This window comes from Marinospirillum perlucidum (assembly GCF_003336805.1).
In the GTDB taxonomy this organism is placed as follows: Bacteria; Pseudomonadota; Gammaproteobacteria; order Pseudomonadales; family Halomonadaceae; genus Marinospirillum; species Marinospirillum perlucidum.
This window is the reverse complement of record NZ_QFWJ01000010.1, coordinates 1-19,892: the sequence shown is the minus strand read 5'-3', so window position 1 is coordinate 19,892 and position 19,892 is coordinate 1. Positions and strand designations below refer to the sequence as shown.

Below are 19,892 nucleotides of genomic sequence, written 5' to 3'. Positions count from 1 at the left end.
CTTACTCCGATGATTGCTTGGGTGGGGCCTTGGCCACCAGTTGTTTAAAAAGTTGTCGGCTTTGCAGGGGCCGCGAACCCAACAGGGGAGCCAAGAGCTGGCGTGTCAGCCGCTTGGCGGTCTGGCGGGTTGACGCGGACTGCCAGTCATCCCGGGCAATCGCCACCAGATCCCTTCCGGAAAACCAGTCCGGACGGGGTTCGCCGGAACGGGCCACAAACCCCTGCTGCGCCAGGTAGGCATAATACCAGTCCTCATCCAGAGTCTCACCTGTCGTCAGCTGCCAGGCGGGTGCATAGCCCAGATGCTCCAGCAGTGTCAGCTCCAGGCGACGCAGGGCTGGTTCGCGCTGATCCGTTGAGGAAAGAAGATTGAGTAGCAGGGAATAGTCACGAAACACGGCCGGACAGGGTTGACCCGCCAACAGCAGACGACTCAAAAGCTCATTGGCATAAAGACCGCAAACCAGCGCCTCCCCCTGGAACCAGTGGGGCGCTGCAGTGGATTCGAGACCCACCAGGGTACGCAGGTTCTGCTGTCCCTTAAGATCCACCTGCAAGGGCGTAAAGGGTTGCAAGAGGGCGCGGTAGCGGCTTTTACGGCTGCGAACACCACGCACCACCGCGTCAACGCGCCCCTCTTCCAGAGTCAGCAACCAGGCCAGGGCGCTGGTTTCCCGGTAGGGCCGGGAATGCAGCAGCCAGGCGGGCTGGTAGCTGTTTCCATTCATGGCCACCCGGCTTCCGGATCAGTCCTGACCGGTATAGCCCAGGCTTTTCAGGGCGCGGGCGTTATCCGACCAGTTGCTTTTCACCTTGACCCAAAGGTTCAGCATCACCTTGCTTTCAAAGGCTTTTTCCATATCCAGTCGGGCATCCCGACCGATCTGTTTGATCTGCTGACCCTTGTCACCAATGATGATTTTCTTTTGCCCTTCACGCTCCACCAGGATCAAGGCATGAATATGGATCACCTCGCCCTTGGTCTGGAATTTTTCAATTTCCACGGTGGTGGCATAAGGCAGTTCCTCGCCTAGCTGACGCATGATTTTTTCACGCACCAGCTCGGAGGCCAGGAAGCGGGAACTGCGATCGGTCACCTGATCTTCAGGGAAGAAGTGCGGCCCTTCGGGAAGACGGCGCGTGGCCTCGGCCACCAGTTCCTCCACCTGCTTGCCCTGCTTGGCCGAGATGGGAATGATCTGCTCAAACTTGTATTTCTGGCTGACTTCTTCAATGAACGGTAGCAGAGAAGCCTTGTCTTCCAGCCAATCCACCTTGTTGATTGCCAGAATTACCGGGCATTCCAGATATTGAAGGCGCTTGAGGACCAGCTCATCTTCATCCGTCCATTTGGTCCGGTCAATCAGGAAAATCACCACATCCACGTCACGCAGAGCCCGAGTGGCGGCATCATTCATATAATGATTGATGGCCTTGTCCTTCTGGCCGGTAGCCTGGTGCATGCCGGGGGTGTCCACATAGATGGTCTGGATCTGACCTTCGGTATGTATCCCCAGGATCTGGTGGCGGGTCGTCTGGGGTTTCTTGCAGGTAATACTGATCTTCTGGCCCAGAATTCGGTTCAGCAGGGTCGATTTGCCCACATTGGGGCGGCCGACCAGGGCAATGTAACCACAGCGGGAAACAGCGGATGATGCGGTCATTTTACCTCCAACGCCTGCAGCGTTTTTTCAGCCGCCTGCTGTTCAGCATGGCGACGGCTGGAACCTATGCCCAGAGGGCGATAATCCAATTGATCGATAACACACTCCACGGTAAACAACTGGGAATGGGCTTCACCTTCCACCTGCACCACCTCGTAGCGGGGCAGGGCATACTGGCGTGACTGCAAAAATTCCTGCAGACGGGTTTTAGGGTCCTTCTGGGTGTCATTCAGGGTCAGCTTTTCCAGACGCTCGGAAAACCAGTCCAGTACACGCTTGCGTACCGCAGACATGCCTGCATCCAGATAGATAGCACCAATCACCGCTTCCAGCGAGTCTGCGAGAATGGAATCGCGGCGAAAGCCACCACTTTTAAGCTCACCCGAACCTAGGCGCAGATAATCGCCCAGGCTGAATTCTCGGGCCACTTCAGCCAGGGTCGCTCCCTTGACCAGGCGGGCTCTCAGGCGTGACAACTGCCCTTCTCTAGCCTGGGGAAAGCGCTGGTAAAGATCCTCGGCAATCAGAAAATTGACGATAGAGTCACCCAGAAATTCCAGGCGTTCGTTATTCTGGTTGCCATGGCTGCGATGGGTCAGTGCCAATTCCAGTAGTTGGGTATCCTGAAAAGGGTGGCCCAGGACTCTTATTAAGGGATCGAGTTGTTTCTTCACGAGTCTCTTCACTTGATCATTAATCAATACTGCGAACAGCAGTCAGGTCGGGCAAACTGAATAGCTCCGGCCAGTGCATCCAGACAGCCACTGCCTCGCCGACCAGGTTGGCTTCGGGTACAAAACCCAGCACCAGCGGCTCACCCAGCTGATTCTGATAACCGGGAATAGCCAGGCAGCCACGGTCTTCACTGACCTGCCCCTGACACCAGAAACGGCTGTCATTACTGTGGTCACGATTATCGCCCATGACCAGATAGTAGCCTTCGGGCACCTGAATCTGGGGGAAATCAAAGCGCCGCGCTGGATAGTTGTACACCTGGTGCTGTGCCTCGCCCAGCTGCTCCTGCCAGAGCCACTCACTGGGAGCATCTGCAGGATTCTTTTCCACCAGCTCACGCGTGATCGGCGTGCCATTCACAACCAGCGTCTTGTTGCGGTAGGCCACAGTATCACCCGGCGTTCCCACCACGCGCTTGATGTAATTAAGCCTTTCATCCAAAGGATAGCGAAAGACCAGCACATCACCCACCTCGGGTTCACCCAGATCGATGACCTCGGTATTGGTGACCGGCAGGCGGATGCCATAGGTGAACTTATTCACCAGAATAAAATCACCGATTTTCAAGGTGGGTAGCATGGACCCTGAAGGAATCTGGAAGGGCTCGAACACAAACGAGCGCAACACCAGCACCAGGGCCAGAACCGGAAAAAAGGAGTTGGAATACTCCACCAGCAGGCCGGGCTTGTCAGCACCGATTTTTTGCTGGCGTTTTTTTCGCAAGATAAGTTTATCCAGTAGCCAAACGCTACCGGTCACCAGGGTGGCAACCACCAATACCAGGGCAAAATCCAGGTGCATTTATTTTCCTTCCTAGCTATCAACCTGCAAAACCGCGAGGAAGGCATCCTGTGGAATTTCCACACGACCGACCTGTTTCATGCGCTTTTTACCGGCTTTTTGTTTTTCCAAGAGTTTCTTTTTACGGCTGGCGTCACCACCATAGCACTTGGCCAGTACGTTCTTGCGCATGGCCTTGACGGTGGAACGAGCCACGATCTGTCCGCCCAGGGCAGCCTGAATCGCCACATCAAACATCTGACGCGGAATCAATTCCTTCATCTTCTCGACCAGTGAACGCCCCTTGCCATGGGCCAGATCCCGGTGCACGATCAGCGCCAGCGCATCCACTTTATCACCGTTGATGAGTACATCCAGACGCGCCAGCTTGGCTGCCTCGAAACGATCAAAGGAGTATTCCAGGGAAGCAAAGCCCCGCGATGCCGATTTCAAGCGATCAAAGAAGTCCAGCACCACCTCGGCCATGGGTATGTCGTAGGTCAGTTGCACCTGGTTGCCCAGGTAGACCATGTCTTTCTGCATACCGCGTTTTTCCGTACACAGGGTAATAACCGGCCCGACCATATCCTGAGGGGTCAGAATGGTACAGCGGGCGATGGGTTCGCGCATTTCCTGAATGGTGGCCGGGTCAGGCAGGCGTGTCGGGTTATCCACATACACAATTTCGCCGCTTTTAAGCAGGATTTCGTAGACCACCGTGGGCGCTGTGGTGAGCAGATCCAGGTTGTATTCCCTTTCCAGGCGCTCCTGGACGATCTCCATGTGCAGCATGCCCAGGAAGCCGCAACGAAAACCAAAGCCCAGGGCATCGGAACTATCCGGCTCGAAGAAGAGGGAGGCATCATTCAGGGAGAGTTTTTCCAGAGCCTCGCGGAAGTCTTCGAAATCATCGGCGGAAACAGGAAAGAGACCAGCATAAACCTGGGGTTTTACCTTTTTGAAACCGGGCAGACTGGGAACCTGGGGGGTTTTGGCATGAGTGATGGTATCCCCCACGGGCGCACCGTGAATCTCCTTGATGCCGGAAACCAGAAAGCCGACTTCACCGGCCTTCAGCTCGGTCTTCTCGACCCGTTTAGGGGTAAAGATCCCGACACTGTTGGCATCCCACTGCTTGCCGGTGGATTTGATCAGAATCTTGTCACCCTTTTTCAGAGTGCCGTTTTTCACCCGGATCAGGGAAACCACGCCCAGGTAGTTATCAAACCAGGAATCGGCAATCAATACCTGCAGCTCACCATCAGGATCACCCTCAGGAGGTGGAATCTGGGCTACCAAGCGCTCCAGCACGTCTTCGATACCCAGGCCGCTTTTGGCCGAACAGCGCACCGCATCGGTGGCCTCGATTCCGATGACTTCCTCGATCTCCTGAGCCACCCGATCCGGATCAGCCTGGGGCAAATCCATTTTGTTAAGAACGGGGACCACTTCCAGGCCCTGTTCGATGGCGGTATAACAGTTGGCGACGGACTGGGCTTCAACACCCTGACCGGCATCCACGACCAGCAAGGCCCCTTCACAGGCCTCCAAGGAGCGGGAAACCTCATAAGAGAAGTCCACGTGGCCCGGTGTATCGATAAAATTAAGCTGGTAAACCTCACCGGATTTGGACTTGTAGTCCAGAGTGACGCTCTGGGCCTTGATGGTAATACCCCGTTCACGCTCCAGGTCCATGGAATCGAGAACCTGCTCCTTCATTTCACGATCGGTCAGGCCTTCACAAAACTGGATAAAGCGGTCAGCCAGGGTTGATTTGCCATGGTCAATATGGGCAATGATGGAAAAGTTACGAATATGTTGGAGACGACTCACGTTCACCTGCACTGGATAATTATGAAACCCCTGATTCGGCATGGCACTGGTGTCCCTCACCAGGATCCGGACAGGAAAGCAGCTCATCAGCAATGAAACTGCACCCAGCCGGCGCTCACTACGTCAATCCAGGGCTTCTAGGGTCGATAAACAAGGAGGGTGCCAGCAGCCTGAAAACAAGCCTGACACCCTGAACACTCATTCTGAAAACGGGGAAAGTCTACCTGATTCGCCGCCCAAGGGAAACTTGGGCGGTTCGGGATGGCTATTCCACGATGCGCAAGGCAACAAACAAGGGCGACCCCTGACGCACCAGGCGCACGGCCAGGGATTTATTGGCTGGCAGGTCGTCAACCAAGGCAGCCAGTTCACCGGGTGAGGTAATGGCCTGGCCAGCCAGAGAAACGATTACATCACCCTCGCGGATGCCCGCCTGGGCTGCTGCCCCCTGGGGTGTAACCGCTTCCACCAGAACACCATTGGGGACGGACCAGCGTTGACGCAATTCTGCATCCAGCGGCGCCACCTGCAGACCCAGACGATCCGCCATGGCCGGTTCCTGCTTTCCTCCCTGACGACCACCCAATTGAGGGTTATCGGGACGCTCACCGACAGAAATATTCAGAACCACTCGCTCACCTTCACGCAGCACCACAAAGCGGCCACTGCTACCGGGTTGGATCTGACCAACAGCAGGCGGCAGATCGGAGGAGGTTTCGATATCCACAGCATCCACACGCAGAATGATATCGCCGGTACGCAGGCCCCCTTCGGCCGCTGGCCCTTCGGGATCAACATTGGCGATCAAGGCCCCCTGGGGTCGATCCAGTCCGAAGGATTCGGCCAGATCACGATTGACTTCCTGAATCACAACGCCCAACCAGCCGCGGCTAACCCGGCCATTTTCGCGCAGCTGATCCGCTACATCCATGGCAACCTGCATGGGGATGGCAAAGGAGAGTCCCATAAAACCACCCGAGCGGGTATAAATCTGGGAATTAATACCAACGACCTCTCCTTCCAGATTGAACAGAGGACCACCGGAATTGCCCGGATTGATGGCCACGTCGGTCTGGATAAAGGGCACATAGGTTTCATTGGGTAGCGCTCGCCCCTTGGCACTGACAATACCGGCTGTAACCGAATGATCGAAGCCAAATGGCGAACCGATAGCCAGTACCCACTCACCCACCTGAAGATCATCAGAATCGCCCAGACGAGCCACGGGCAAACCCTCTGCCTCAACTTTGAGCAGAGCCAGATCACTGGAAGGATCACTGCCGATCACTTCAGCCACCAGCTCGCGGCGGTCACTCAGGCGTACAATGATCTCGTCGGAATTTTCCACCACATGATTGTTGGTGAGGATGTAACCATCTTCGGAAATGATAAAGCCCGAACCCAGGGATTGGCGCTGCTCTTGCTGGGGTTTGCGCTGCTGGGGCAGCTGACCCTGAAACTCTTCAAAGAAATGCCGAAAAATTTCCGGCACCTGTTGTCCGTGGGGCAGCCCCGGAATCCGACTGGCAGGCTGAACTGTCTGGGTGGTACTGATATTGACGACTGACGGGGAAGCTTCCGTGACCAGTTCAGTAAAATCCGGCAGGCCACGCGCTGCCAGCGCCTGGGTCGAACACCAAAGAGAAACCAGAACCAGTAACAGGCCTGGCAGGAATAATTTTTTTGTAAACATCTACAAGCTCCAGTTCCGGTTGGGAAGCCTTGATTCAAGACGGGTCTTCACTGCCTTGCAAAGAGACTTCCCGGGATGTCAATTTTCGAACGAATTCAGGTCGGGAATTACCAGCTAAAAAACGTGCTACAGCCAGCCCGCCCAGCAAACCCAGGGCGGCAAAGATGAGTTGCTGCCAGCTTGCGGAAAAAGCCAAGTATTCAGCCAGAATTGCAGCCACCAGCAGCGTCAGCAGAGGTAATGCAAACTGCAACCAGGCCGCGCGATTGAGGGTTGCCGTGGAGACACCCACTTGCACCCGATCACCCACTACCAGCTGTTCACAAGTACTCACTTGCAACAAGGGCTGGCGTTTAAGCAGCCAACGACTGATCAAACCCTGGCCACAGGCACCTGAGAGACTACAACTGGAACAGCCTTCACGAGCACAGGGTCTAACCCAGGCAAGACCCGGCTGGCAGGCGATGACTTCCGCTTCCTGAGTGATACGACTCATGATGACTCGCCCGCTTAGCGTGCACTGGCCGCTTGCTGAAGATCACCTTCCGGTTTGACCGGGGAAAAGGCTTCCCGGGTCACATCCGAAGAGGACTGCAAGGGCTCCTGACCCTGGGAATAGCCCACCAGAGAGCGACCGGTAAAGGCCTGGGGTTCAAAGGGAGACACTGAAACCTGTATCCAGGGTGCGGGCTGTGCAGGTGCCAACTCCTGACGAACCGTCTGCAGCTCCTGAGCTGGATGCGCCGCTGGCTGAGTGGCCATGGCCGGCGCACCTCCCGGCTGCACAACCTCCTTGCTGGCGTTAAACACCTGGACACCAGTAACTACCAGTAGTGCGACGGAAGCTGCTAAAGCCCCACCACGGAACCACTGCATTTTTTCACTGGTGCGCTTGCTGTCTTCATCAGAGCTGGCGGCTGCAGTTGCAGGATCCGTCTTGGCCAAAGTCAGCTGGGGGCCGGCCGCAAGAGATTCTGCAGGAGTGTCTTCGCTTGCTTCGGCTTCCAGTTCCTGCATCACGCGTGCAGAAATATCCACCTGAGCAAACTGGGGTTGAGTCATACCTCTCAAGTCCCCCTGCATAATCCCCTGGGCGAGATGATAGCGTCGCCACTTTTCCCCCAGCTGCTCTTCCAGCTCGGGTGACGCCTGCATGGCATTGAGCAGACGCGGCAATTCCAAATCATCACCAGCAGCATCCATTATCGAAGATAGGGACTGGTGCAGTTTTTCTGTCATGCCAACTTACCTCTTAATTCACTGAAAAGCAGTTTGTGGAACCTGTCTTCTAGACAGCAGGGGTTGCGTTTGGTTTTCCAAAATAAGCAAAAAAAACCACATTTTTTTACTGCTTTTATTTGCGGCGCAAAAAGTACAGCTTTTGCATATTTTCAACTCGATTCCGGTACAAGAAAATCAGCGCCCGGAATCCTCTATCACCTTGTCGATCGCCTCTCGCGCCCGAAAGATACGCGAGCGAACCGTGCCCACCGGGCATTGCATGACTTCGGCTATTTCCTCATAGCTCATGCCATCGAATTCACGCAGGCTGATCGCTGTTTTCAAATCATCCGGAAGCGCCTTAATCGCAGCAAAAATACGTTCTTCCAGTTGATCCCTCATCAGGTTGGCTTCCGGGGTATCTGCCTCTTTCATCTGCGGTGAAGGTGAATAGATTTCAGCATCACCGATATCCACATCCGTCCCCGGTGGCCGGCGACTGCGGGCGACCAGATGGTTTTTGGCGGTATTGATGGCAATACGGTACATCCAGGTATAGAAAGCACTTTCAGCACGAAAATTACCCAATGCCCGGTAGGCCTTGATAAAAGCTTCCTGAGCCACATCCTGCATTTCGTGCTGATCCTGAATATAGCGTCCCACCAGGGCAATGATCTTGTGCTGGTATTTTTTAACCAGCAGGTCGAAGGCACGTTTATCGCCTTTCTGGACACGTTCAACCAGACGCTGATCCGTTTCCCTTGCGCTTGTCATCAGGCACTCCAAAAAATATTGACCGGCCAGCCTCTCCCTGTGCTGTCCGGCTCGATGTTGATCTGCCCATCGTCAGGGCTTGTCAGCTGAATAAAAATGCTTATACCTTAGCATGATCCGCCCTGCTCAAGAAGCCAGGAAGCTGCTGTATAATAACAGGGTTTATCCCTCTGGAGCCGAAAATGCTGCCTACTCGAAAATTTGATGTCCTGGTCCTGGGCAGTGGTGCTGCCGGTATGACGGCCGCCCTGCACCTGGCTGACCACTACCGGGTCGCCCTGCTAAGTAAAAGCAATCTCGGCCAAGGCTCGAGCCGCTGGGCCCAAGGCGGCATCGCCGCCGTTTATGATCCTGAAGATACCCAGGAAGCCCATGTCGAAGACACCCTGATTGCCGGTGCGGGTCTTTGTCACAGGGATACCGTTGAACAGGTGGTCGGCGAAAGCCGCGATGCCATCGACTGGCTGATCCATCAGGGTGTTCCCTTTACCCAGGACAGCGGGTCCAAGGACACCTACCACCTCACGCGCGAAGGCGGCCATCGCAACCGCCGCATTCTGCATGCAGAAGATGCTACCGGCCAAGCCATTATTGATACTCTGGCTGCCCGAGTGGCAGCTCATGAACAGATCGAGGTCTTTGATCAGTATCTGGCCATCGATCTCATCACTCGCCATAAACTGGGCCTGGCCGGCCAGGCCTGTGTAGGGGTTTATGCGCTGGACAGCCAATCCGGGCAGGTCCAGCCCTTCACGGCACCTGCGGTAATTCTGGCCACCGGTGGCGCCAGCAAGGTCTACCTCTATACCTCCAACCCTGATGGCAGCTCCGGCGATGGTATTGCCATGGCCTGGCGAGCTGGCTGCCGGGTGGCCAACATGGAATTCAACCAGTTTCATCCCACCTGCCTCTACCACCCTCAGGCCAAAAGCTTTCTGATCAGTGAGGCCCTGCGGGGAGAAGGTGCCCGCTTGCTGCTACCCAATGGCCAGCCCTTTATGCAGCAATTTGATGAAAGAGCCGAACTGGCGCCCAGGGACATTGTTGCCCGTGCCATTGACCATGAGATGAAACGCCTGGGGCTGGATCATGTTTACCTGGACATCAGCCACAAACCGGCTGATTTTATCCAGTCGCACTTCCCTACCATCTACAAGCGCTGCCTGGAATTTGGCATCGACATCACCCGTGACCCCCTGCCTGTTGTGCCTGCGGCTCACTACACCTGCGGGGGGATCGTGACCAATCATCGCGGCGAGACGGATATTCCCGGCCTCTATGCCATCGGTGAGTGTGCTTTTACCGGCCTGCATGGGGCCAATCGTATGGCCAGCAACTCGCTGCTTGAATGTGTCGTCTATGGACGCCTGGCTGCCGAGGATCTGCTCAACCGCTCACTCACCCAGGAGTCGCTACCCGAACCCCCGGCCTGGGATGAAAGCCAGGTAACGGACTCGGATGAAGACGTGGTGATCAGCCACAACTGGGACGAAATACGCCGTTTCATGTGGGATTATGTGGGGATCGTCAGGACGGACAAACGTCTGGAAAGAGCCAGTCACCGGATTCGCCTCCTGCAGACAGAGATCCATGACTACTATTCCAACTACCGTATCAGTGGTGATCTGCTGGAGCTACGCAACCTGGCTACGGTTGCCGAGCTGATTATCCAGTCTGCGCAACTGCGCAAGGAAAGCCGAGGCCTGCATTTCACTCTGGACTATCCCAAGATGGCCCCCGAAGCCAGGGACACCCTGCTCACGCCGCCCCGCTGGTAGGAGAAGCAACCTCAGGATCTTTTCAGCAGGCGGCGTAGCTGCCTGCGCTCCTCGGCACTCACCATATCGGGCCAAATTAACCAGGCTTTAAAACCAGGCGGACGCCCCGGCAACTCCAAAGCCAGCCAGAGATAGCTCCACCAGAGCACACGGGGCTGGCGGGCCAGTTCTCGCCCGCTGCGATCCAAGACCCGACATTCACTGTCTTCAAACAACAGATAAGCGGGTGCAGCCGGACCGAAATCCAGATACCAGCGCCAGGCTGCTACCAAGATCAGCGGCAAACCGGCGATCGCTAGCCAAGCGTCAGGATGACTGACCAGGGCAAACAACCCCAGCCCCACCAGAGCCAGAGTCGTTAATCGGCCCCAGTTAGAGACCCTTAAACTGACTCCGATCGCCGTTTTCGGCATGCTCGATAATCCGATCAACGATTGGCTGCAGGCTGGGATCCTGAGCTTTTTCACGCCGCATCAACCAGGTAAACAAATCCTGATCTTCCAGGGTGATCAAACGGCGGTAATCACTTTGCAGGCCCGCATCCAGCTGGTCATAGCAGGCATCCAGAAAAGGAATCAAAAGCAGATCCAATTCCCACATACCGCGACGGCTGTGCCAGTAAAGGCGTTTACGCTCTGCGCTGGCGTCTTCTGAAGAAGGTGTTGAGGAGGCTTGAGTCGTCATTTTGGTCTCTAGCTGACTTGAGAATTAAAAGCTAGAAGTCTAAGGCCAAACGCAGGTGAAACCAAGCTGTCATTTAACTGCCATGCCACTAATAGCTAAGCATCTGTTTACATGCCAATTATTGTTTATTAGATAAAAGACCACTATGCTTGCAGAGTTAACAATTTGTATCGGCCAAGTACGACTACCCTTTCAGTATGGAGTGAAGGGCATGACCAAGTCTGAACTTATCGAACAGCTAGCCATCCGAAAACCGGAGCTGAGCATCAAGCAAGTGGAAACAGCCGTTAAATTGCTGCTGGATCAGATTACCGACACCCTGGCCACCGGCGGTCGAGTGGAAGTTCGCGGTTTCGGCAGCTTTTCTCTGCACTATCGTGAGCCTCGTCAGGGTCGCAACCCGAAAACAGGTGACAGCGTCCAGCTGGATGGCAAGTATGTTCCCCACTTTAAACCTGGTAAGGAATTGCGCGACCAGGTTAATGCTGCCGCCCAGTTCTGACACCAGACCTGATTCGGACCTCAGCTCTTTTATCGGGTGTTAGCAGCACCTTGAGGTTTAGTATGCGATTGATCAAATCCATTTTTACCGCTCTGGTAGTCCTGGCACTGCTTCTGCTGGGTATCTGGTTCACTCTGCGCAATCAGGCCCAGGTGCCTCTGGATCTTCTTTTTATCCAATTGCCGGAAAACAGTCTGGCCCTGTGGCTGGTTCTCAGCCTGATTTGCGGTGCCCTGCTGGGCCTGTTTTTGTTGCTCCCCTGGTTGACAGCCTGCAAGGCAAAGAATCTGCAACTGGAGCGGCAGCTTAATAATCAGAAAAAAGAACTCCACCAACTGCGCACGCTCAACCTCAAATCGCCCGAGTGATTCTTGTGACTAGCGGCTTGCCAAGATGCTGACGGATTTTCTCCTACTTTTCCTGCTCCTTCTGGCCCTGGCAACCGGCTGGTGGCTGGGACGCCGTGACAAATCGCGCCGCCAACCCCCGCCCGGCACCCTGCCGGACTTGAGCAAAGATTATTTTGTCGGCCTCAATTACCTGCTCAATGAACAGCCGGATGAAGCCATCGACACCTTTGTTCGCGCTCTGGAAGTCAATTCCGACACCATCGAAACCCATATTGCTCTGGGCAACCTGTTTCGCTCACGGGGTGAATCCGACCGGGCGGTTAGGGTTCATCAGAACCTCTTTGCCCGACCCAGCCTCAACCGCGAACAGTCGGAAAGAGTCCAACTGGAGCTGGGCAAGGATTTCATGGCAGCAGGACTGCTGGACCGAGCTGAGCGCCTGCTCAAGGAGCTGGTGAACAACAACTCGGAAGTGGGGCGAACCAGTCAGGTATTGCTGGTCGATCTTTACGAGCGCGAGAAAGAATGGCAAAAAGCCATGCATACCCTTTCTTCCAGCCTGCTCAAGGAAAATCCCCGCCTGCAGAAGGCTGCGGCTCACTATGCCTGCGAACTGGCGACGGAACTCCTGGCCAAAAACAGTTTTGCTGCAGCCAGAAAACAACTCAAACAGGCCCAGGCCCTGGACGCTGCCTGCATCCGGGCAACGCTGCTAATGGCCCAGCTGGAACTGCAAAGCGGTAGTGCCAAGTCGGCCATACGCCTGCTACTGCGGCTACCCGGCCAGGATTCCAGCTATGTGCCCGCCATGCTACAAACACTGGTGGATGCTTACCTGCTGCTGGATCAGCCCAGGGAGCTGGCCAGCACTCTGGAAAAACTCCTGCAGGAGCACAAGTACACCTCCATCCTTTTGCATCTGGCTGAAACCCTGCGCAGCCTTGGACACCATCAGGAAGCCCTGGAAAAAGTCAGTCATTACATGCGCCATCAGGTATCGCTCAAGGGCGTGGATTACCTGATCGACCTCTATCTGGACCAAGCGTCTGGCGGAGAGCGGGCTCACCTGATTACCCTGCGTAACCTGACCCGCCAGTTGCTGGAGCACAAGCCGGAGCATCAATGCACCAGCTGCGGCTTTCAGAGTGTCCAGCTCTACTGGCAGTGTCCCAAGTGTCGCGAATGGGGCAGTATCAAACCGATTGTGGGTCTAGAAGGCGAGTAATTTCCATCAGGGCTTCACCGGGTTTTGCAGCTCGTGTAATGGGGCGCCCGATAACCAGATGGGTACTTCCGGCCGCCATGGCTGCCTGGGGCGTCATGATTCTTTCCTGATCATCGCTGGCACTGTCCGGCAAGCGAATACCGGGCGTCACCTTGAGAAAATCGGATCCCAGCCGCTGCGTCAGACGGGTCGCTTCACGGGCCGAGCAGACAACGCCATCCATCCCCGCTTGCTGAGCAAGGCTGGCCAGGTGCTCGACCTGATCTTCCAGACTGCGACTCACCCCGATACCCGCCAGATCATCTGATGACATGCTGGTCAGAACCGTCACGGCAATCAAACGTGTATCCAAATGATTATCTTCCAGCACCTGACGTGCTGCCTGCATCATCTTCAGACCACCACTGGCATGAACATTCACCATCCACACGCCCTGTTCGGCTGCAGCACGAACAGCCTGCGCACAGGTGTTGGGAATATCGTGAAACTTGAGATCCAGAAAAACCTCAAAACCCCGCTGATGCAGAGCTTCCAGAATAGCGGGCCCACAGCGGGTAAATAATTCCTTGCCCACCTTGACCCGGCAAAGCTTGGGGTCCAACTGGTCGGCCATGGCCAATGCCAGATCCTGAGAGGGGTAATCCAGGGCAACAATAATCGGGGTCACTAGCTTCTCCGCAGATGTGAATTTTTGCAGCCGAAATTATAACAACTCCTGCTCTTTTGCGTGACATCAATAAAACCCTGCGATTTCTTTCTTTACTGCCCAGGTCGCAGAGCCAGTGCACTAGTTTCCAGTAACCAGCCACGCTGGTTCCCACCATGATGAAAGGAGGATTTAAGGATGCACGGAAAACTCCCCTCACGCTTGGCTTTTTTGCTGGCCTTGCTGCTCAGCTTTGGCTGTGCCCAGGTCTCGCTGGCAGCCACTGATACCGATGCCCAGGTTGCCGAACAAGCCAGTCAGCGCCTGAATATCAACCAGGCCAACCAGGAGCAACTCACCAGTCTGCCGGGTATCGGTCCGGCCAAAGCCAGTGCCATTGTCGACTACCGCTCTTCCCAAGGCACTTTCAACAATCTGCAAGACCTTCAGGAAGTGCGAGGCATCGGCCCGGCCACCGCTGAAAAACTCCAACCCCTGGTCAGTTTCTAATCCCCGACCATAAAAAAAGCCCGCTTGCGAACAAGCGGGCTTCTTGCTGCCAAAGCGACAGTATCTAGATGCGCAGGGCACCATTACATTCCACGACGCTACCCGAGAAGTAGTCATTCTCGATGATATAGCGAACGGAATGAGCGATCTCTTCGGGTTGGCCCAAACGCTTGAGAGGAACACCCGCTGTGATCTTGTTGAGCACGTCTTCAGGCATGGCCGCCACCATATCGGTAGCAATAAAGCCGGGGGCTACCGCACCGGTACGGATGCCGTAACGGGACAGTTCCTTGGACCAGGTCACCGTCATAGCCACAACACCGGCCTTGGCAGCAGCATAGTTGGTCTGTCCCATGTTACCGGCACGCGAAATAGATGAAATATTAATCAGCACACCCGGCTTACCCAGCTTGATCATCTGAGCGGCAGCTTCGCGACCACAGAGGAAAACACCGGTCAGGTTGACATCCATGACCTGCTGCCAATTGGACAGGGACATCTTCTTGGTGACTTCACCGTCCTTGACCTTAACCAGCAGACCGTCACGGGTGATGCCAGCATTGTTGACCAGGACATCCAAACCACCAAAGTCCTTGACGATTTGTTCAAAAGTGGATTCGACTGCTTCTTCTTCAGCCACATTGACCAGGTAGTAATGCGCTTCACTGCCAGCCTTCTTGACCATTTCCACTGTTTCCTGAAGCTTTTCTTCATTCAGGTCCAGCAAGGCCAGCTTGGCACCCTGGGCAGCCAGTTCAACAGCCATAGCGCGGCCCAGACCCTGACCACCACCAGTAACAACGACGACTGCGTCTTTTACTTGCATGTTTTCACCTCGAATTGCTTGAAAGAGTGTGCCAACCCTTCTTATATAGGTATTCTTTTGGCTGGCGGGCTGACAGCTTTTATGCAGATTTTGTCTCCTGCTCTTTAGCAATATAACGCATCATCTCGCACTTGCGAAATAGGTTTGCGCAAACTTGGAATAAAAAAGCGACTTGCCAGTCATTTTCAGTAAAATCTACTGGCCGGACTTGAACTCCCCCAGATTAACCGCCATTGTTTCTTTAGACCGCCTGACTCCAGGCCAACCTTCACGCTTTACAAGGTAAACAACCTATGCCGCTGCTTTTACTACTTCTTTGGCCCCTGGCTGAAATCTGGCTGATGATTCGAGTCGGTCAACAGGCTGGAGCCATGAACACCCTGCTACTTATTGTTGCCACTGCAGCCCTGGGCCTGCTGCTGGTACAACTGGAATGGCGGCGACTGGGTGAGTCCCTGCGTAATCAGATCAAGGAAGGCAAGGATGCGCTGGGCATCCTGCTGGAAACCGCGGCCGTGGGTCTAGCCGGCGTACTGCTATTTATCCCCGGTTTTATCTCCGACTTTTTCGGGGTGCTCTTTCTCTTGCCTTTCAGCAGAAAAATTTTACTCGAACCCTTGAAAAAAAAACGTGGCACCACCACTTTCCAGTATCGAGAGACTTCTTATCGGGAAGAGCCTGATAAGTCCGCTGCTAAAGACGGAAGGGAGCAGCTTCGTAAAGGCGAGGTACTGGAAGGTGAATATCAAAGAAAAGATGATAATCGCCCTTGAAAACCTCTCCCCAGACCCCATTTAGCTAAGCGGGACACAGGCTTGACCCTGTAAACGCACAAGGGGGCCATCCCCGTAACTGTTGAACTATCAGGAGACATTCAGCAATGAAAATCCGTCCTTTGCACGATCGCGTTGTCGTTCGTCGTATGGAAGAAGAAACAACCACTCCCGGTGGCATCGTTCTACCCGGTAGTGCACAAGAAAAACCCTCCCAAGGCGAAGTGATTGCTGTAGGTGAAGGTCGTTATGCTGATGGCGAAGTGCGTCCCCTGTCCGTCAAGACAGGTGACAAGGTCATCTTCGGCAGCTATGCAGGCAGCACTGTAAAAATCGACGGTGAAGAACTGCTGATTCTGAACGAAAGCGAAATCTTTGGTGTTCTGGAAGGCTAATTCACGCCTGCCCACTAGCGAACATCCTCTAGGTACAAACATTTTTAGTTAGATAAAAGAACAGGAAACGAACATGGCAGCTAAAGACGTACGTTTCGGTGATGACGCTCGCAAACGCATGATTGCTGGTGTCAATATTCTGGCCGATGCAGTAAAAACCACCCTGGGTCCCAAGGGTCGCAACGTAGTTCTGGAAAAATCCTTCGGCGCTCCCACTGTCACTAAAGACGGTGTATCAGTTGCCAAAGAAATCGAACTGGAAGACAAGTTCGAAAACATGGGCGCCCAGATGGTCAAGGAAGTAGCTTCCAAGACTTCCGACGTTGCTGGTGACGGCACCACCACCGCAACTGTTCTGGCCCAGGCCATCGTTAACGAAGGTTTCAAAGGCGTCACTGCCGGCATGAACCCCATGGACCTGAAGCGCGGTATCGACAAGGCCGTAACTGCAGCGGTTGAAGAAATTCACAAGCTGGCCAAGCCTTGCACCGATGGCAAATCCATTGCCCAGGTAGGCACCATCTCCGCCAACGGCGACAGCCGCATTGGTGAGATCATTGCTGAAGCCATGGACAAGGTAGGTAAAGAAGGCGTAATCACTGTCGATGAAGGCCGTGGTTTTGAAGACGAACTGGAAGTGGTTGAAGGCATGCAGTTCGATCGCGGCTACATCTCGCCTTACTTTGTCACCAACCAGGACAACATGTCTGCCGAATTGGAAGACCCCTACATCCTGCTGATCGACAAGAAGGTTTCCAACATCCGTGAACTTCTGCCGATCCTGGAAGCTACTGCCAAGAGCAGCAAGCCTCTGCTGATCATCGCCGAAGATATCGAAGGCGAAGCCATGGCGACCCTGGTGGTTAACTCCATGCGCGGTATCGTCAAGGTAGCAGCAGCCAAGGCACCTGGTTTTGGTGATCGTCGCAAAGCCATGATGCAGGACATCGCTATCCTGACCAACGGCACCGTGATCTCCGAAGAAGTTGGCCTGACTCTGGAAAACGCCACTATCGATCACCTGGGTACTGCCAAGCGTGCGGTTCTGACCAAAGAATCCACCACCATCATCGATGGTTCCGGTAGCCAGGAAGACATCGAAGCCCGTGTTAAGCAGATTCGTGCGCAGATGGAAGAAACCTCTTCCGACTACGACCGTGAAAAACTGCAAGAGCGTCTGGCCAAGCTGGCTGGCGGTGTTGCCGTTATCCGTGTCGGTGCTGCGACCGAAGTAGAAATGAAAGAGAAGAAGGCTCGCGTAGAAGACGCACTTCACTCCACACGTGCTGCGGTTGAAGAAGGTGTTGTTGCCGGTGGCGGTACTGCCCTGATTCGTGTCCTCAGCTCCCTGAGCGTCAAGGGTGACAACGAAGACCAGAACCACGGTATTACTATGGCCCTGCGTGCCATGGAAGCTCCTCTGCGTCAAATCGTTACCAACGCAGGTGCTGAAGCCTCCGTTATCGTGGCTAACGTTAAGGAAGGTACCGGCAACTACGGTTACAACGCCCAGACTGGCGAGTACGGCGACCTGGTAGAAATGGGTGTACTTGACCCTGCCAAGGTAACCCGTTCTGCGCTGCAGTCTGCCGGTTCCGTAGCTGGCCTGATGATTACCACCGAGTGCATGGTTGCCGATCACCCAGAAGAGAAGGGTGCTGCCGGTGGCATGGGCGACATGGGTGGCATGGGTGGAATGGGAGGCATGGGCGGCATGATGTAATCCGCCGACCTGCTTCGCCTTCCTTTAAAATCAATGCCTTACAAACCGATGTAGGCATCAATGTAGGAAGGAATGTAGGAAGATTGTAGGAAGGTTCGAAGTGGTCTGCAAGGCCACTCAAATCCCCGAATAACAGTCTTCCTGCCGCCATAAGAAACCCTCGGATGATGGAAATGTAGGAAGCCTACTCCCACCACCGAGGGTTTTTTTATTGCTCACCTTCTTTTAACAACCCCTTCTCTCAACTCGATATGAAAAAACCGCAGCTAAAGCACTCTCCTTAGCTACGGTTATCCATAAATGAGTATCAGAGGCAGGTTTGTTGGGTTAGCCCTTAACGCGCAATAAGCAAAGGGCTCTGCACCTTTCTAACTAAGCCGCCATGTAGCTCACCTTCATGGTCAGTTTGCCTTCTTCATACAAACGACCCAGCAGGGCTTTACCTTCGGGGGTAACGTGGATGTCTACCTGACGACCATCTTCGGTGTGCTTCTCGGTGAAATATATGTCGCGGTACTCTGTGTACACACGGTAGGTGCCTTTGAAGCCAGCAGTGCGCCATAGGTATCCCAGACGTTTCAGGTCTGATTTGATCTTTGTGGAGTTCACACCGGGCAACAGACGGGCTACACGAGTAAGACTTTGCGAGGATTGGCCGATGGTTTTAGCCATCCCATCGCGTTCGTGTTCCAGTCGTTCCACCTTACTTTGCAAAATTGACAGAGCTTTCATCACAACCTCATCTTCTTCCAGCTCACCGGACTCAACTTTTTCGACGGTTCTCTCAGAGAAGGCAACGCCCTGAGTTTGCAACTCATCATAGGCGCGGATCACCTTCAGGTGGAAGGCAGGAGAGATCCACATGGCATAGGCGTAGACGAGCTCCTTGACTACAAAGGTGCCACCGTAACGTCCAGCCTTGGATGCAAGCGGGATCTCATTACCCACATCTGGGGAATTAAAAAGCTCTTCTATCAATTGAGAAGAAGTATCCAAGCGAAGAAAACGGTTTGGTTCGTGGCGACGCTCACCGCCAGCTGCTCTGTGCAAATCATTAAGGCAAAAACGCCCTTGGTCATCTTGGCGAACAGCAACATCAGCTACGATCAGATTGCTCATTATGATCAGCTCCTTATTTTCGAATTAGCTTTACTTGGTAGATTGGCTGCAGTGAAATAAATGATTTCATTCATACTCACTGGATCACTCCAATCAGATTTCATGGATCAAATGGAGAGTCTCCTGGTCACTATCAGGAATTTTTTTCTCCAATACTGCCCCCTAATCTGAAAACTAGAAACGACGCGGCCTACAGCCAGGTGAAACTGATCGAAAAAAACAACTTTGTAGGCTTTTTGAGTAGAGTAAAGTACTGGCTAGAGTCGCCAAATAGCATGAAGGCGATGTCGGAATATCGATGCTAAATGAACACCAGAAAAAATACGGAAAGAACCAGCGAACAACGAAATGAGTAATACCCCATGTGGCTGCCTCTAGGTAGATACAACCGAAGCGCATCCACAAGGCTAGAGGCAAGCATACAAAGCATTTTTTGGTCAGCAGATAACATTAAGGATTCGACAGAAGTTGTGTGCACGTTAACGACTAGCGCACCGAATCAACCATTATTGAAGTCAACTCCTCACCCTTCTGTTAATGGCCAACTAAACTGACCCGCTTCTGGCCATTAATTTTGACCCACCTCCAGGGTGGCTTTGGCCACCAGAACCAGTACCTTCCCTGAATCATTTTTCTCAAGGGGAAGGGTTTTGAAGGAG

General features: G+C 54.1%; 22 protein-coding genes. 8 read left to right on the top strand and 14 right to left on the bottom strand.

The features are described from left to right. Position 1 precedes the first annotated feature (1 nt). The 9 genes from recO to rpoE form a co-directional block, all read right to left on the bottom strand. Positions 2 to 730 (bottom strand): DNA repair protein RecO, encoded by a 729-nt coding sequence (recO, locus tag DFK18_RS11815; protein WP_114418471.1) that lies wholly within the window; start codon positions 728 to 730, stop codon positions 2 to 4. 18 nt (positions 731 to 748) lie between these two features. After that, the gene (gene era, locus DFK18_RS11810) at positions 749 to 1,666 is read right to left on the bottom strand and encodes a GTPase Era (RefSeq protein WP_114418470.1); all 918 of its coding nucleotides are present in this window, start codon (positions 1,664 to 1,666) and stop codon (positions 749 to 751) included. Next, positions 1,663 to 2,340: a ribonuclease III gene (rnc, locus tag DFK18_RS11805; RefSeq protein WP_114418469.1), complete on the bottom strand. Its 678-nt coding sequence runs from the start codon at positions 2,338 to 2,340 to the stop codon at positions 1,663 to 1,665. Before rnc ends, era begins: the two co-directional genes overlap by 4 nt. Before the next feature lie 19 nt (positions 2,341 to 2,359). Then, complete coding sequence (lepB, locus tag DFK18_RS11800; RefSeq protein WP_114418573.1) at positions 2,360 to 3,196, bottom strand: signal peptidase I; 837 nt, start codon at positions 3,194 to 3,196, stop codon at positions 2,360 to 2,362. 18 nt (positions 3,197 to 3,214) lie between these two features. Then, entirely contained in the window at positions 3,215 to 5,056 is a 1,842-nt protein-coding gene (gene lepA / locus DFK18_RS11795; protein WP_218563953.1) for a translation elongation factor 4, read from the bottom strand. Between the two features lie 223 nt (positions 5,057 to 5,279). Further along, the gene (locus DFK18_RS11790; RefSeq protein ID WP_114418468.1) at positions 5,280 to 6,707 is read right to left on the bottom strand and encodes a DegQ family serine endoprotease; all 1,428 of its coding nucleotides are present in this window, start codon (positions 6,705 to 6,707) and stop codon (positions 5,280 to 5,282) included. A gap of 34 nt (positions 6,708 to 6,741) precedes the next feature. Then, on the bottom strand, positions 6,742 to 7,203 hold the full coding sequence (locus tag DFK18_RS11785) for a SoxR reducing system RseC family protein (RefSeq protein ID WP_114418467.1): 462 nt from the start codon (positions 7,201 to 7,203) through the stop codon (positions 6,742 to 6,744). Between the two features lie 14 nt (positions 7,204 to 7,217). Further along, a complete protein-coding gene (locus tag DFK18_RS11780) occupies positions 7,218 to 7,946 on the bottom strand; it encodes a sigma-E factor negative regulatory protein (RefSeq protein WP_114418466.1) in 729 nt (242 codons plus the stop codon). A gap of 177 nt (positions 7,947 to 8,123) precedes the next feature. Beyond that, on the bottom strand, positions 8,124 to 8,702 hold the full coding sequence (rpoE, locus tag DFK18_RS11775; protein WP_114418465.1) for an RNA polymerase sigma factor RpoE: 579 nt from the start codon (positions 8,700 to 8,702) through the stop codon (positions 8,124 to 8,126). 182 nt (positions 8,703 to 8,884) lie between these two features. On the opposite strand from rpoE, the gene nadB reads away from it, so the two are divergent. Continuing rightward, positions 8,885 to 10,480 carry an L-aspartate oxidase gene (gene nadB / locus DFK18_RS11770; RefSeq protein ID WP_114418464.1) on the top strand — a complete coding sequence of 532 codons (1,596 nt, stop codon included), beginning with the start codon at positions 8,885 to 8,887 and terminating at the stop codon, positions 10,478 to 10,480. A gap of 11 nt (positions 10,481 to 10,491) precedes the next feature. Here the strand turns inward: nadB and DFK18_RS11765 are convergent, their stop codons facing one another. Continuing rightward, a complete protein-coding gene (locus DFK18_RS11765) occupies positions 10,492 to 10,893 on the bottom strand; it encodes a hypothetical protein (protein ID WP_162299773.1) in 402 nt (133 codons plus the stop codon). Continuing rightward, positions 10,853 to 11,164, bottom strand: a complete 312-nt coding sequence (locus DFK18_RS11760) for an FAD assembly factor SdhE (RefSeq protein WP_114418462.1) — start codon at positions 11,162 to 11,164, stop codon at positions 10,853 to 10,855. Before DFK18_RS11760 ends, DFK18_RS11765 begins: the two co-directional genes overlap by 41 nt. A gap of 211 nt (positions 11,165 to 11,375) precedes the next feature. Here DFK18_RS11760 and ihfB point away from each other — a divergent pair, with 211 nt between their 5' ends. The 3 genes from ihfB to lapB all read left to right on the top strand — a co-directional run bounded on the left by ihfB (position 11,376) and on the right by lapB (position 13,241). After that, positions 11,376 to 11,666 (top strand): integration host factor subunit beta, encoded by a 291-nt coding sequence (ihfB, locus tag DFK18_RS11755; RefSeq protein WP_114418461.1) that lies wholly within the window; start codon positions 11,376 to 11,378, stop codon positions 11,664 to 11,666. Between the two features lie 62 nt (positions 11,667 to 11,728). Then, complete coding sequence (locus DFK18_RS11750) at positions 11,729 to 12,034, top strand: lipopolysaccharide assembly protein LapA domain-containing protein (protein ID WP_114418460.1); 306 nt, start codon at positions 11,729 to 11,731, stop codon at positions 12,032 to 12,034. Positions 12,035 to 12,059: 25 nt separating this feature from the next. Next, positions 12,060 to 13,241, top strand: a complete 1,182-nt coding sequence (gene lapB / locus DFK18_RS11745; RefSeq protein WP_342769765.1) for a lipopolysaccharide assembly protein LapB — start codon at positions 12,060 to 12,062, stop codon at positions 13,239 to 13,241. Here the strand turns inward: lapB and pyrF are convergent. Further along, positions 13,210 to 13,908, bottom strand: a complete 699-nt coding sequence (gene pyrF / locus DFK18_RS11740; RefSeq protein WP_114418459.1) for an orotidine-5'-phosphate decarboxylase — start codon at positions 13,906 to 13,908, stop codon at positions 13,210 to 13,212. The two genes, lapB and pyrF, sit on opposite strands and share 32 nt — an antisense overlap. A gap of 177 nt (positions 13,909 to 14,085) precedes the next feature. On the opposite strand from pyrF, the gene DFK18_RS11735 reads away from it, so the two are divergent. Then, positions 14,086 to 14,397, top strand: a complete 312-nt coding sequence (locus tag DFK18_RS11735) for a ComEA family DNA-binding protein (protein WP_114418458.1) — start codon at positions 14,086 to 14,088, stop codon at positions 14,395 to 14,397. Positions 14,398 to 14,461: 64 nt separating this feature from the next. Here DFK18_RS11735 and DFK18_RS11730 read toward each other — a convergent pair whose 3' ends face one another. After that, complete coding sequence (locus tag DFK18_RS11730) at positions 14,462 to 15,223, bottom strand: SDR family oxidoreductase (protein WP_114418457.1); 762 nt, start codon at positions 15,221 to 15,223, stop codon at positions 14,462 to 14,464. A 293-nt stretch (positions 15,224 to 15,516) separates the two neighbouring features. Here DFK18_RS11730 and DFK18_RS11725 point away from each other — a divergent pair, with 293 nt between their 5' ends. The 3 genes from DFK18_RS11725 (at position 15,517) to groL (ending at position 18,114) form a co-directional block, all read left to right on the top strand. Next, positions 15,517 to 15,996, top strand: a complete 480-nt coding sequence (locus DFK18_RS11725; protein ID WP_114418456.1) for an FxsA family protein — start codon at positions 15,517 to 15,519, stop codon at positions 15,994 to 15,996. A 107-nt stretch (positions 15,997 to 16,103) separates the two neighbouring features. After that, positions 16,104 to 16,391, top strand: coding sequence for a co-chaperone GroES (locus DFK18_RS11720; protein ID WP_114418455.1), 288 nt, complete (start codon positions 16,104 to 16,106; stop codon positions 16,389 to 16,391). A 73-nt stretch (positions 16,392 to 16,464) separates the two neighbouring features. Then, positions 16,465 to 18,114, top strand: coding sequence for a chaperonin GroEL (gene groL, locus DFK18_RS11715; RefSeq protein ID WP_114418454.1), 1,650 nt, complete (start codon positions 16,465 to 16,467; stop codon positions 18,112 to 18,114). A 372-nt stretch (positions 18,115 to 18,486) separates the two neighbouring features. Here the strand turns inward: groL and DFK18_RS11710 are convergent, their stop codons facing one another. Beyond that, a complete protein-coding gene (locus DFK18_RS11710) occupies positions 18,487 to 19,233 on the bottom strand; it encodes a KilA-N domain-containing protein (protein WP_218563952.1) in 747 nt (248 codons plus the stop codon). Between the last annotated feature and the right edge of the window lie 659 nt (positions 19,234 to 19,892).